The following is a 13,284-nucleotide window of genomic DNA, read 5'->3' as shown; positions in this document are numbered from 1 at the left end:
ATAATGAAATATATTTTCTATTTTTTTTCTTTTTTTCTTTCCCTAACAGCAGGTGCACAAGATTATACCAGCACATGGGAAGGCATGTTTTCCTATCACAATGTATCTACGATTACACAAGGGAATAATAAAATTTATGCTGCGGCAGAAAATGCTATTATCGAGTTCGATATGGCTACTTATCAAACACAAACCATTTCCTCTATACAAGGTTTAGTAGCCGATAAAATTACAGCGATAGCTTTTGCGCCAGAAAACAACAGCCTTATAATAGGTTATCAAAACGGGTTGATAGATGTTTATAATATCGCTACCAAAAAAGTTTTCACTATAATAGATATTGTAGAAAAACAGAGCATCTCGCCAAGCAATAAAAAAATTAATAAACTCTATATCAAACAAGATAAACTGTTTATTACTACCAACTACGGAATTTCTGTTTTTGATATAAGCCGCCTAGAATTTGGCGATACTTACTTTATAGGCCCTAATGGAAGCCAAATAAAAGTATTAGACATCTGTGTTTTTGATGGAAGTATTTACGCCATATCGCAAGAAAATGGTGTTTATAAAGCCACTGAAGATGCGCCTAACCTAATCGATTATAACCAATGGCAACAAATAAGTGCTACAAACAATAAAAATATTTTTGTGTTTGATAATCAGTTGTATGCCATCTCGCAAACCAATGCTTTAGTAAAATTTACCGCAGGTAATTTTGTTATGCAGCGCCAATTTAGCAACGAGGTAACAAGCGTACAACCCGATGCCAATTTCCTAACATTAAGCTTTGCCAACAAAGTAATCCTGATAAATACACAATTAAACAATCAGTTAGAAATTACCAATCTCCCAGGTTTACCACCTAATGTTTCCTCGGCAATTCATCGCAATGGGCAAATATTTATAGGAGACCACAATACAGGCTTGCACAAAACGCTTTTTAACACTCCAAACAACCTTAGTGATTTAACCCCCAATAGTCCTTTATATAATGATATTTTTGATGTAGAAGTTTCTCCAGGGCATGTATGGCTTACCTATGGGGCTTATTCACTAAGTTATGAGCCCATAAACCATGCCAGAGGCGTTAGTCATTATTTTGATAATTATTGGACAAATATTCCTTTCGACGATTTAGGTAAAACCAGGACTTTAGTAAAAACTACTATTAATCCAGCAAATCCTAACCACGTTTTTATAGACTCGTTTCACCAAGGGCTTATCGAGCTAGAAAACCATACCCTTGTAAATGCTTACAATACCCCTTTCAATCCGTTGCCTTCTTTACTAGATCCGCAATATCCAGACTATCGCTCTGTACGGGTAAACAGTGGTTATTTCGATGCGCAAAACAATTTTTGGTTTACCTTAACTCGGGTTAAAAAAGGACTTTATAAATTAAGCCCATCTGGTAGCTTTACAGGTTATGACATGAGCGATATTATGCCAGGACTCGAAGATACCAATGGTGGTTTTTCAGATTTAGTACCAGATACTTCAGGTAATTTATACTTTGGCAGTAAAAGCGGCGGGGTAATAGCCTTTAATCCTAGAACAAAACAATTTGGAAGGTTAGCTGGAGGAGAAGGAGCCGCAGAACTCCCTTCAGATAATGTTTTAAGCCTCGCAATGGATAATAATAACCAACTCTGGATAGGAACTTTTTACGGATTAAGGGTGTTGTACGGAGCAGGACAACTATTTACCAATGCCAATGTAAAAGCAAATCCCATTATTTTTGAAGATGAAGAAGGGGTAGCACAAGAGCTTATGGCAGGCTTATCTATTTTCGCTATTACTGTAGATGGTAATAACAATAAATGGATAGCCACAGAGGTTGGTGCCTTTCAGGTATCGGCAAACGGACAAAAATTACTAAAGCATTTTACCAAATCCAATTCGCCATTACCTACCAATACCATTGTAGATATAGATATAGACCCCATTACAGGAATGGTTTATTTTGCAACAGCAAAAGGTTTAGTCGCTTACCGCGGAAGTGCCACTGCATCGGCACAAAGCCTTGCAAATGTACGCGCTTTTCCAAACCCTGTGCGTCCTAATTACGAGGGTTTAGTAACCATCGATGGACTTATGGAGGGAGCGAATGTAAAAATAACCGATATTGAAGGAAACCTTGTTTACGAAGAAACCTCTCCAGGAGGAAGCATTCAATGGGATACCAGAGCCTTTGGAAAGCATAAAGTGGCTTCTGGGGTGTATATGGTACTAATTACCTCGGAAGATCAGATGGAAACAAAAGTTACTAAAATAATGGTAATACGCTAATGTTAGTAACTACACAAGCCATTGTATTGCATAGTTTACGGTATGGTGAAGCCGATTTAATTGTAAAATGTTACACCCAAGCCGAAGGTTTAAAAAGTTACTTGGTACGCGGGGTGTTAAAAAGTAAACGAGGAAAGTTTAAGGCTTCTTTATTTCAGCCCCTAAGTTTGTTAGATATAGAGGCGTTACATAAAACAAACCGAGGGCTGCAAAGTTTTAAAGAGGTAAAAATAACTCAACCTTTGGCAAGCCTTCATACGCATATTTATAAATCAGCAATGGTAATGTTTCTGGCAGAATTATTAAAAAATGCCATTCAGGAAGAAGAACAAAACCTTGGACTCTTCTCGTTTATAAAAGAAGGAATTTTAACCCTAGATAAAGCTGAGCAGTTTTCAAATTTCCACCTATGGTTTAGCTTACAGCTCACACAATACTTAGGTTTTTATCCAGATAAGCAAGTAGAAGCCTCTTATTTTAATCTTTTAGAAGGGATTTTTGAAACTTCTACAAAAAACACTTATTGTATAGCAAACGAGGGTACCGAATTACTGGCTACAATAATAGGATTGCCGTTTTCTGCCGTACAACAAAAAAAGTTAAACGCGGTACAACGCAACACATTTTTAGAATTGCAAATGTCCTATTATGAGCTTCATCTGCAAGGTTTTTATAAACCAAAATCCTTGGCGGTTTTGCAGCAGCTTTTTTAAAAAAGCACTTGTTTTTAGAAATAATAATTACTTTCTTGTTTTATCCGAAATATAAAAGCTTCTTATCTTTGCCAGAATGAGTTTAGCAGATATCCAACAGAAAATAGCACGATTAGCAGCACAACAATCGTTAAAAGAAGCCTTGGTTTGGCAACAAGACAAACGCCAAAGGCTACATGCCAAAGGCATATTAGGTTCGGCACTTTCCTTTTCTATTGCCGATGCTTTTGCAACTGCCGACAGGCCTTTTCTTTGTGTTTTTAACGATAAAGAAGAAGCGGCTTACTACTTAAACGATTTAGAACAATTGGTAGGAGAAAAGCATGTGCTTTTTTATCCCGGTAGCTACCGTAGGCCATATCAAATAGAGGAAACCGATAATGCTAACATTTTACTGCGTGCAGAGGTGCTAAACCGCATAAACTCAAGAAAAAAACCGGCACTTATTGTAACCTATACCGATGCCCTTTTTGAGAAAGTAGTTACCCGAAAGGAATTGGACAAAAATACCTTAAAAATTTCGCTAGCGGATGAACTATCAATAGACTTTGTAAACGAGGTTTTATTTGAGTATCAGTTCAAGCGTGTAGATTTTGTTACCGAGCCAGGAGAATTCTCGGTAAGAGGTGGAATTATTGATGTTTTTTCATTTAGCTTCGATGAGCCTTATCGTATCGAGTTTTTTGGAAACGAGGTAGAAAGCATCCGTACCTTTGATGTAGAAACACAGCTTTCTACACAAAAACTGAAGAAGATATCCATCATGCCGAATGTAGAAAATAAAAATTTACAGGAGGTAAGGGAAAGTTTTCTGCGTTATATCTCTCCAAAAACCTGTATGTTTATCAAAAACCTCGATGTTTTAACCGCGGGTTTAGATAAGCTGTTTGTAAAGGCAGAAGAAGCTTTCGAGAAGCTTTCAGAAAATATTAAGCACAGTAGTCCAGGAGAGCTTTTTTGTAATGCAAAAAGCTTTAAAAAAGAAATATTAGACTTTACAACTATCGAGGTGGGTTCGCAAAGCTTTTTACCTATCGATATAAACCTAAATTTTGCAGTAAAACCGCAACCCTCTTTCAATAAGAATATCGATTTATTAATCGAAAACTTTCAAGCTCAAAACAACAAAGGCTTTACCAATTATATTTTTTGTGCTACGGCACAACAGGCAAAACGTTTTGACGATATTTTTAAAGATCAAGAAACCGAAGTTCCTTACAAAACGGTTGTACTCTCCTTGCATCAAGGTTTTATCGATGAAGAGTTAAAAATACTTTGCTATACAGATCATCAGATTTTTGAGCGTTACCACAAATTTAGGCTTAAAAATGGCTATGCTAAAAAACAAGCCATTACCTTAAAGGAATTAACCAACCTAGAAATTGGCGATTATGTAACCCATATAGACCACGGAATAGGAAAATTTGGAGGTTTACAGAAAATAGATGTAGAAGGCAAAACACAAGAAGCTATAAAGCTTATTTATGGCGAGCGCGATGTGCTTTACCTGAGCATCCATTCGTTACATAAAATTTCTAAATATAACGGGAAAGATGGTAAAGCCCCTAAAGTTTATAAACTAGGAAGCAAAGCCTGGAAAACCCTGAAAAAGAAAACCAAAGCCCGTGTAAAACATATAGCTTATAACCTTATCGAGCTTTATGCTAAACGCCGTTTACAAAAAGGTTTTGCTTATGCACCAGACTCTTATTTACAGCATGAGTTAGAAGCTTCTTTTTTATATGAAGATACGCCAGACCAAAGCACGGCAACCCAAGCAGTAAAACAGGATATGGAGAGTCCGCAGCCTATGGATAGGTTGGTTTGTGGCGATGTAGGTTTTGGAAAAACAGAGGTAGCCATTCGGGCGGCTTTTAAGGCAGTAGATAATGGAAAACAAGTAGCAATCCTTGTTCCTACCACTATTTTAGCTTTTCAGCACTTTAAAACTTTTAGCGAGCGTTTAAAAGAATTTCCTGTAAGCATAGATTATCTTAACCGTTTTAGAACAGCCAAAGAGAAAAGAGAAGTTTTAGAAAATTTAGAAAACGGAAAAATAGATATTGTAATTGGCACACATCAGCTGGTAAATAAAAACGTAAAGTTTAAAGATTTAGGCTTACTAATTGTTGATGAAGAACAAAAGTTTGGTGTGGCTGTAAAGGATAAACTAAAAACCATAAAAGAAAACGTAGATACACTTACGCTTACCGCTACTCCTATCCCGCGGACGTTACAATTTAGTTTGATGGCCGCAAGAGATTTATCTACCATCAATACGCCACCGCCTAATCGGTACCCGATAGATACTCAAGTAGTTCGTTTTTCTGAAGAAATTATTAGAGATGCCGTAACCTACGAGATTCAACGGGGCGGACAAGTGTTTTTTATTCATAACCGTATTGAAAACATAAAGGAAGTTGCCGGGATGCTGCAACGTTTAGTGCCAGATGCCAAAATAGGTGTTGGGCATGGGCAAATGGAAGGAAAAAAACTTGAGGAACTTATGTTGAGTTTTATGAATGGTGAGTTTGATGTCTTGGTGGCCACTACCATTATCGAAAGCGGATTGGATGTAACCAATGCCAATACCATTTTTATTAACAATGCCAACAACTTTGGTCTTTCAGATTTACACCAAATGCGAGGTCGTGTAGGGCGTAGCAACAAAAAAGCCTTTTGTTATTTTATTACACCGCCATATTCTGCCATGACCGAAGATGCTAGGAAACGTATAAGTGCATTAGAGCAATTTTCGGACCTTGGTAGTGGTTTTAATATTGCCATGAAAGATTTAGAAATTCGTGGTGCAGGAGATTTACTGGGTGGAGAACAAAGTGGTTTTATCAATGAAATAGGCTTTGATACCTATCAGAAAATCTTAAACGAAGCTATAGATGAGCTTAAGGAAAACGAGTTTAAAGAGCTATACCAAACCGAAGGCGAAGAGGATACAAGTGTTTACGTGAAAGACATTCAGGTAGATACAGATTTAGAGGTGCTTTTTCCTGATGATTACATCAACAACATCAGTGAGCGTTTAAACTTATATACCGAACTAAATGCTTTAAAAACAGAAGAGGAGCTTCAGAAGTTTGAAGCTGCCCTTGTTGATAGGTTTGGCGCGTTACCTGCTCAGGCCGAAGATTTACTAAATAGTGTTCGTATAAAATGGATTGCAGCACAAATAGGAATAGAAAAACTAGTGTTGAAGAAAGGAAGAATGGTAGGTTATTTTATTGCCGACCAACAATCTAAGTTTTACCAGAGTGCTAGTTTTACCAAGGTGTTAAAATATGTACAGGCAAACACACATACCTGCGAGATGAAAGAAAAAGAAACCCGAAATGGTTTACGCCTATTGCTTACGTTTAAGAATATAAATTCGGTAGAAAAAGCTTTAAAAGCATTAAAACCTTTGCAGTAAAAAAACCTAAATGTAAATTTTAAAAGAACAAAAAAGCATCTTTGATGTGTTCTATCGTGGTGTGTTTTTTGTTTTTGATAATAGCAATAATATCAAAGCGTAATTCTAGGTTAATGTTATTCTGGGTAATGTAATAATCCATAGCTTTAACAAGCTGTTGTATTTGTTTTGGTTTTACAAAATCTTGCGGATTACCAAAATCGGCCGAGCTTCTTGTTTTTACTTCGATAGCACATAATGTATTCTTTGTTTGGGCAATAATATCTACTTCGGCTTTTTGGTAGCGGTAATTTTGAGCCAAAATTTGGTAGCCTTTATTTTTAAGGTAGTTAACGGCAAGGTTTTCGCCTATATTTCCTAAGAGATTATGTTCTGCCACAGAATAAATTTTCTTTTAAGGTATAAAAAAACCACTCGATTAAGAGTGGTTTTTAGAAAAAAAATAAAACTATATATTACAGAACACGTACATCTGTAGCGTTCATTCCTTTTCTTCCTTCGCTTTCAACGTAGCTCACTTTATCTCCTTGAGCGATTGTTTCGTCTACAAGACCAGAGATATGAACAAATATATCTTGCCCAGTATCATCGTTAGTGATAAAGCCGTAACCTTTAGACTCGTTGAAAAATTTTACTGTACCTTCCATTGTAAAAAAATAATATTAATTAGTTCTCGAAGATAAAACATATTTTGTTTTCATAAGTGAAGAAAATGTAACTAAATATTAAAATTATTTCTTGTTACGCATTTTTTCTAGGTTTTCTTTTGTTAATGTATAGTCTTTTAAGCGTTTTCCTTTCCAACTATAGTATAAAAATATAGGCATTAATATAAAGCTTCCGCTAAAAACGGCAAGCCCAATAAGTAAATGGGCAAGTTTTTCGTTTTCTTCATTCCATTGTACATAAAACCCAGAAAGTAAGGTTGCCAGAATAAGAAAGAATAAAATGATAATTAGTTTTTTCATGAGTTTAAAAAGTAATTAGTTTTTGGCGATATGCTGTAAGAAGTTTAGATTTTGAGATAAAGCCCATATATTTCCCGTTTTGGTCTATTACAGGCAGGTTCCAAGCGGCGGTATTTTCAAATTTATTCATCACCTGTCGTGCGCTATCTTTGCCGTAATAGATATAGCCAGGGGCATCGTGCATGATAAATTCAGCGAGTAAACTTTCTTGAAGTTTAGGGTCTAGCATAATTTCTCTAATATCATCTAGTGTGATAACGCCTATGAGTTCTTTTTCTGTATTTAATACAGGGTATAGGTTTCGTTTAGACTTTGCCACGGCATGATGTAAAATTTCTTTAAGTGACATTTTAGGGGTAATGCTTATAAAATTATTTTCTATAATTGAATCTAATTTTAAGAGTGTAAGTACATTATGGTCTTTGTCGTGCGTTAGGAGTTCGTTTTTCTCCTTTAGCTCTTTTGTATAAATATTGTAGTCGGTATTGGTTTTAGAAATGATAAAAGAAATGGCTACCGTAAGCATTAGTGGTACAAAAAGCTCGTAACCTCCTGTAATTTCGGCTATTAAAAACATTGCGGTAAGCGGGGCATGCAATACACCGGCCATCATTCCTGCCATTCCTATCATTGTAAAGTTACTAACCGATAAATTAAAGCCTAATTGGTTGCATATAGCTACAAAAAAGTTTCCGGTAACGGCACCTAGAAAAAGTACAGGGGCAAAAACACCTCCAACGCCTCCGCTGCTCAAGGTAATGGCTGTAGCAAGGGGTTTTAATAAAATTAAACCTAAAATAAGCAGGATAACAAGCCAAGGCTCTCCTAGCCATTCTGGAAAGAAGAAATGCTGAAAAGCAGTTTGTGTATCTTCAAAAATTAAATTATTGATAAAATTAAACCCTTCTCCGTATAATGGAGGTACTGTAAACATAAGAGCTCCTAGTAAAATACCAGCAATACTTATTTTTAGATAATCGTTTTTTATGCTTGAAAAATATTTTTCTGTACTAAAATAAACTTTTGTAAAATAGATGGAGAAAACAGCAGTAAGAATTCCTAAGGCAATATAAAAAAGCAAATCGATGATTTCGAAGCCTTGTATGTTGTGGAAGTCTAAAATATATTGTTCTCCTATAAAAAGCATTCGCGTAACCACTGCCGAAACAGAAGCGAACAACAAAGGAAGTAGAGAGGCAAAGGTAAGGTCTAGGCTAAATACTTCGATAGCGAATAAGATAGCGGCAATAGGCGCTTTAAAAATTGCCGATAATGAACCTGCTGCAGCGCAAACCAATAAAAGTTTTCGGGTATGTGCTTTTACATGAAAAAGCTGAGCAATATTAGACCCAAAGGAAGCTCCAGTAGCTACCGAGGGTCCTTCTAAACCTACAGAACCCCCAAAACCAACAGTTAATGGAGCCGTAAGTAGAGAACTGATGAGGTTTTTACGTTTCATTTTTCCTTCGCGCTGCGATAGGGAAAACAAGGCTAATGGAATACCGTGACCTACCTCTTGTTTTAGAAGTACTTTTTTTACAAAAAGCACCAAGGCTAACCCTATAAAAGGAAAAATAAAATAGAAATAAGTGTGGTAATTACCTATTGTTTCAGAAGACTCTAGCGTAGAAGCAATAAGGTGTGTTAGGTTTTTTAAGGTTACTGCGGCCAAACCAGATACCAATCCTACAACGATACTTAAAAAATAAGTAAAGTTTTTATCAGAAATATGTTTATACCTCCAAATTAAAAAGCGCGTAAAAAAACTTTTGCTATGCATTGCTTATGTTTTAGACTTGATAAGCTCGATGAGTAACGGTGATGCAAAGCTATGAAATCTTTTAGTATACAGAATCAAAAAATATGTTAGAAAGTAAAGAAGATTCTCATTACAAGTTATATAGAAACAAAAAAACAGCAGAGGTTTTCTGCTGTTTTATGTTTCGTGATAAATTATTCTACCAGATTCTTACACGATCTTCTGGTGCGATATACATTTCATCGCCAGCTTGTACATCAAATGCTTCGTAAAAAGCATCGATATTTTGAAGCGGTACATACGCACGATACATTCCTGGAGAGTGAGGGTCTGTTTTTATTCTAGATTTTAAAGCTTCATCTCTCATCTTAGTTCTCCAAACGGTAGCCCAAGACATAAAGAAACGTTGTTCTGGTGTAAAACCATCGATGTTTTCTGGACGTCCATTTTCTTTAAAATGTCTTTGTAAACCATCATAAGCACCAAGTACACCTCCTAGATCTCCAATATTTTCTCCTAATGTAAACTTACCGTTTATATAGATACTATCTAGCACCTCTATGCTGCTGTATAATTCTGCTAATTTGTTTCCTCTTTCGGTAAATTTAGCCAAATCATCTTCTGTCCACCAATTATTTAAGTTTCCTTCAGCATCAAAACGAGCCCCGCTATCATCAAAAGCATGTGATATTTCGTGACCTATTACGGCGCCTATTCCTCCATAATTAACCGCATCGTCTGCTTTATAATTATAGAAAGGAGGTTGTAAAATGGCTGCTGGAAAAACAATTTCGTTATAAAACGGATTAAAATATGCATTTACCGTTTGTGGAGACATTCCCCATTTTGTTTTATCTACTGGCTCATTAATATCGGCTAAATCTTTTTGGTAATTCCATTGAGAAACAGCCACCATATTTTGGTAGAAATTGTTTTCTTTTGTTACGTTTAACGTACTGTAATCTTCCCATTTATCTGGGTATCCTATTTTTACAGTAAATCGGTCTAATTTCTCTATTGCTTTCTCTTTTGTTTCTGCACTCATCCAATCTAGCTTCTCTATTCTTGTTTGGAAAGCTGCAATAACATTCCCGATCATAGCTTCGGCTTTTTCTTTTGCTTCTGGCGGAAATTTTTCATCTACATAAAGTTGTCCTATTGCTTCTCCTACACGGCTATTTACTGTTGCTAATGCACGCTCGTCTGCTGGACGTTGTTTTTTAGCTCCGTTTAAGGTTTTGCTATAAAAATCCCAATTTGCTTTTTCTATTTCGGTAGTTAATTTGCTTGCCGCAGAATTAAATGTTGCCCAACGCATAAGGGTTTTCCAATCGCTTACTTTAGCTTCGGTAAAGATTGTTTGAAGCTCCTCCATGTATTTAGGCTGCATCACTAAAACAGTATCTACTTGTTTTTCTACACCTAGGTCTTTAATATAGTTTTCCCAAGTTACCGCTGGTACCATTTTGTTTAGCGCTGCAATGCTTCTTGGGTTATTAAAGTTTCTAAAATCACGGCTTTGTACTTTATCTAAACGCGGTTGTGCCAAACGTGTTTCTAACGCTAAAATAGTTTCGGCTTGTTTAGCTGCACTCGCCTCTGTATCGCCCAAAAACTGTAACATTCTGGTGATGTGTGCCACGTACTGTGCTCTTACTTTTTTAGAATCGGCATCATCTTTTACATAATAATCTCTATCGGGTAAACCTAAGCTTCCTGGTGCAACATAAGCCGAGTTCATATCGCTATCGCTAGGATTTGAGAAAACCGCTAATCCAAAAAACGGATTAGAAACTGTAGCATATTGTTTTGCGACCACCTTTTGTAAATCTGCAACAGATTTTATACTCTCTATGGTTTCTAATGCTGGTTTTATAGGCGATATTCCTTGTTTATTTCTGGTTACAGTATCTAACTGAGACTCATAAATAAATATTGCTTTTGCTTGGTCGGTTTCTGCGGTATACTTACCTTCTTTCTGCGCATTTTTTATAATGTCCAAAACATCTTGGTCTGTGCTTTTACGTAATACTTGAAAACCTCCCCAAGTGGTTCTGTCTGCAGGAATTTCGGTTTCTTTCATCCAAGTTCCGTTCACATAATTATAGAAATCATCTTTAGGGCTTACTAAAGTGTCCATATAATGTAAATCTATTCCTGGTACTTTTTCATCTGCTTGAGCCGTTTCCTTTTTATCGGTCTTACAACCTACAGCAGTAGCTGCTATAACTGTAATTAAAGCTCCTTTGGTTAAAAATTTATTCATCATATTTATTTATTATAATCTGTAATCTTTTGTTGGTTTATGTTACAACTTTTTACTCTTTTTTTACCCTTATCGTATTCCCCTTTTGTTTTTTACGAGTGGTGGGCTCTATTTTCATTGCGTTGATATTTTGCACTTGAGGCGGTGTTAAAGGCGCTGCTGGCGAAACAGAATCTAAAGCCACTCCGCTGTCTATCCTATCAAAATTCTTTTCAAAATCTCTTAAGCCTTCAAGATAAACTTCGTTTAGTTGTAACTGAAAATTTTGATAGGCAATATAAACCTCTTGCGCATATTGCTCTACTTCTTCTGGTGTAAAATCATGAAAATCATTTAACTGATTTAATATTGCAGCCTTTACTTTTAAGGTTTTTATACGTGCAGCAATAGGCTTATTTTTAAAATCGGTAGGGGTGGTAGCAGCAACACTATCTATCGCTACAAGTAAAGAGTTACTATTGCTTAAAATATCTTTTACCGTAGCGCTTTTAATTCGGTCTACCTCATTATCTAGAGTAAGGTATGACGCCCAATTATTTAAAGCCGTTTTACTTTTTTGGTTAAATAACACTTCAAAATTAGTGCTTAAAACTACTTTTTTTTCTAATTGTTCCTTTGCCAATACAGGCAAAGCTTCTTTAGCTGCTTCTTCTTTACAAGAAACCAAAAGCAGAGCTCCAAAAAACAACAAACTATGTACTAAAAACTTATTTCTCATAGGTTTACAAAAACCATGGCAAGATACAGTTTTTTTTACACACTCCAATTGATGTGTTTATATTTTGATGAACGCATAAAATATCTTTTCTTTACCATGAATTTTTAAAACAACTAATATGGCACAAAAAATTTTAATAATTGGAGCCTGCGGACAAATAGGCACAGAGCTAACTTTAGCACTACGCAAAAAACATGGTAACCAACAAGTAATTGCCAGTGATATTCGGGAAGGAAATGAAGAATTGATGAACTCTGGCCCCTTTGAAACGCTAGATGCCACCAATTATAAAGCCATAGAAGATATTGTTTTACACCACGAAGTAAACGAAGTTTACCTGATGGCAGCCATGTTAAGTGCTACTGCCGAAAAATTTCCGATGCGCGGTTGGCATTTAAATATGGATTCGCTTTTTAATGTGTTAAACCTCGCTAAAGACAAAAAAATAACCAAAGTATTCTGGCCGTCTAGTATTGCTGTTTTTGGACCAAGTACGCCAAAAACAAACACTCCACAAACCACGGTAATGGAACCTACAACCGTTTATGGTATTTCTAAACAAACCGGAGAGCGTTGGTGCGAATACTACCATAACAAATATGGTGTAGATGTACGCTCAATAAGATACCCAGGATTAATTAGTTACAAAACACCTCCTGGAGGTGGCACTACCGATTATGCGGTAGAAATTTACCACAAAGCCTTAGAAGAAAAAGCATACACCTCTTTTTTAAGTAAAAACACCGCCCTCCCAATGATGTTTATGGATGATGCCATACGTGCAACCATAAGTATTATGGAAGCACCTGCGGAGGCAATAAAAATTAGGTCATCGTATAATTTGGGCGGAATAAGCTTTACTCCAGAAGAAATTGCCGCCGTTATTAAAAATGAAATCCCTGAGTTTAAAATTGATTACGCTCCTGATTTTAGACAAGAAATTGCAGACTCTTGGCCTTCTTCTATCGATGATACCGAAGCCCAAAACGATTGGAATTGGAAACACGAATTTGACCTTAACACGATGACAAAAGCTATGCTTAACGGGTTAAAAAGTTTAAGTTAAATTCTATTTAAAAGTTAATATATTCGTAATAATTTTCTATATTTCGGAAAATATAGTGATTTAAAATAAAGTAAC

At 36.0% G+C, this 13,284-nt stretch carries 10 protein-coding genes; 4 read left to right on the top strand and 6 right to left on the bottom strand.

The genetic code is table 11. The annotated features are described in order from the left end of the window. The first annotated feature begins 3 nt into the window (after positions 1–3). The 3 genes from porZ to mfd all read left to right on the top strand — a co-directional run bounded on the left by porZ (position 4) and on the right by mfd (position 6,432). Positions 4–2,292, top strand: a complete 2,289-nt coding sequence (gene porZ, locus GGR32_RS02795; protein ID WP_183476153.1) for a type IX secretion system anionic LPS delivery protein PorZ — start codon at positions 4–6, stop codon at positions 2,290–2,292. Beyond that, on the top strand, positions 2,292–3,005 hold the full coding sequence (recO, locus tag GGR32_RS02790; protein ID WP_183476149.1) for a DNA repair protein RecO: 714 nt from the start codon (positions 2,292–2,294) through the stop codon (positions 3,003–3,005). Before porZ ends, recO begins: the two co-directional genes overlap by 1 nt. Before the next feature lie 76 nt (positions 3,006–3,081). Further along, positions 3,082–6,432: a transcription-repair coupling factor gene (mfd, locus tag GGR32_RS02785; RefSeq protein WP_183476146.1), complete on the top strand. Its 3,351-nt coding sequence runs from the start codon at positions 3,082–3,084 to the stop codon at positions 6,430–6,432. 19 nt (positions 6,433–6,451) lie between these two features. Here mfd and GGR32_RS02780 read toward each other — a convergent pair whose 3' ends face one another. From GGR32_RS02780 to GGR32_RS02755, 6 genes are all read right to left on the bottom strand, one after another. Next, positions 6,452–6,811: a YraN family protein gene (locus GGR32_RS02780; protein ID WP_183476143.1), complete on the bottom strand. Its 360-nt coding sequence runs from the start codon at positions 6,809–6,811 to the stop codon at positions 6,452–6,454. A gap of 76 nt (positions 6,812–6,887) precedes the next feature. Beyond that, entirely contained in the window at positions 6,888–7,079 is a 192-nt protein-coding gene (locus GGR32_RS02775) for a cold-shock protein (RefSeq protein WP_183476140.1), read from the bottom strand. 84 nt (positions 7,080–7,163) lie between these two features. Next, positions 7,164–7,400 carry a hypothetical protein gene (locus tag GGR32_RS02770; protein ID WP_183476138.1) on the bottom strand — a complete coding sequence of 79 codons (237 nt, stop codon included), beginning with the start codon at positions 7,398–7,400 and terminating at the stop codon, positions 7,164–7,166. Between the two features lie 4 nt (positions 7,401–7,404). Then, positions 7,405–9,180 carry a chloride channel protein gene (locus tag GGR32_RS02765; RefSeq protein ID WP_183476136.1) on the bottom strand — a complete coding sequence of 592 codons (1,776 nt, stop codon included), beginning with the start codon at positions 9,178–9,180 and terminating at the stop codon, positions 7,405–7,407. 178 nt (positions 9,181–9,358) lie between these two features. Continuing rightward, on the bottom strand, positions 9,359–11,425 hold the full coding sequence (locus GGR32_RS02760; protein ID WP_183476740.1) for a M13 family metallopeptidase: 2,067 nt from the start codon (positions 11,423–11,425) through the stop codon (positions 9,359–9,361). Positions 11,426–11,477: 52 nt separating this feature from the next. Then, positions 11,478–12,143, bottom strand: a complete 666-nt coding sequence (locus tag GGR32_RS02755) for a hypothetical protein (protein ID WP_183476134.1) — start codon at positions 12,141–12,143, stop codon at positions 11,478–11,480. 118 nt (positions 12,144–12,261) lie between these two features. Here GGR32_RS02755 and GGR32_RS02750 point away from each other — a divergent pair, with 118 nt between their 5' ends. After that, on the top strand, positions 12,262–13,209 hold the full coding sequence (locus GGR32_RS02750) for an NAD-dependent epimerase/dehydratase family protein (RefSeq protein ID WP_183476132.1): 948 nt from the start codon (positions 12,262–12,264) through the stop codon (positions 13,207–13,209). Positions 13,210–13,284: the final 75 nt, after the last annotated feature.

This window comes from Mesonia hippocampi (assembly GCF_014197445.1).
GTDB lineage: Bacteria > Bacteroidota > Bacteroidia > Flavobacteriales > Flavobacteriaceae > Mesonia > Mesonia hippocampi.
This window is presented reverse-complemented; position numbering and strand designations above follow the sequence as displayed.

Excerpts from the sequence above, each read along its gene's own strand:
- porZ (WP_183476153.1), top strand. The coding sequence starts at position 4 with ATGAAATATATTTTCTATTTTTTTTCTTTTTTTCTTTCCCTAACAGCA.
- recO (WP_183476149.1), top strand. The coding sequence starts at position 2,292 with ATGTTAGTAACTACACAAGCCATTGTATTGCATAGTTTACGGTATGGT.
- mfd (WP_183476146.1), top strand. The coding sequence starts at position 3,082 with ATGAGTTTAGCAGATATCCAACAGAAAATAGCACGATTAGCAGCACAA.
- GGR32_RS02775 (WP_183476140.1), bottom strand. The coding sequence starts at position 7,079 with ATGGAAGGTACAGTAAAATTTTTCAACGAGTCTAAAGGTTACGGCTTT.
- GGR32_RS02770 (WP_183476138.1), bottom strand. The coding sequence starts at position 7,400 with ATGAAAAAACTAATTATCATTTTATTCTTTCTTATTCTGGCAACCTTA.
- GGR32_RS02765 (WP_183476136.1), bottom strand. The coding sequence starts at position 9,180 with ATGCATAGCAAAAGTTTTTTTACGCGCTTTTTAATTTGGAGGTATAAA.
- GGR32_RS02760 (WP_183476740.1), bottom strand. The coding sequence starts at position 11,425 with ATGAATAAATTTTTAACCAAAGGAGCTTTAATTACAGTTATAGCAGCT.
- GGR32_RS02755 (WP_183476134.1), bottom strand. The coding sequence starts at position 12,143 with ATGAGAAATAAGTTTTTAGTACATAGTTTGTTGTTTTTTGGAGCTCTG.
- GGR32_RS02750 (WP_183476132.1), top strand. The coding sequence starts at position 12,262 with ATGGCACAAAAAATTTTAATAATTGGAGCCTGCGGACAAATAGGCACA.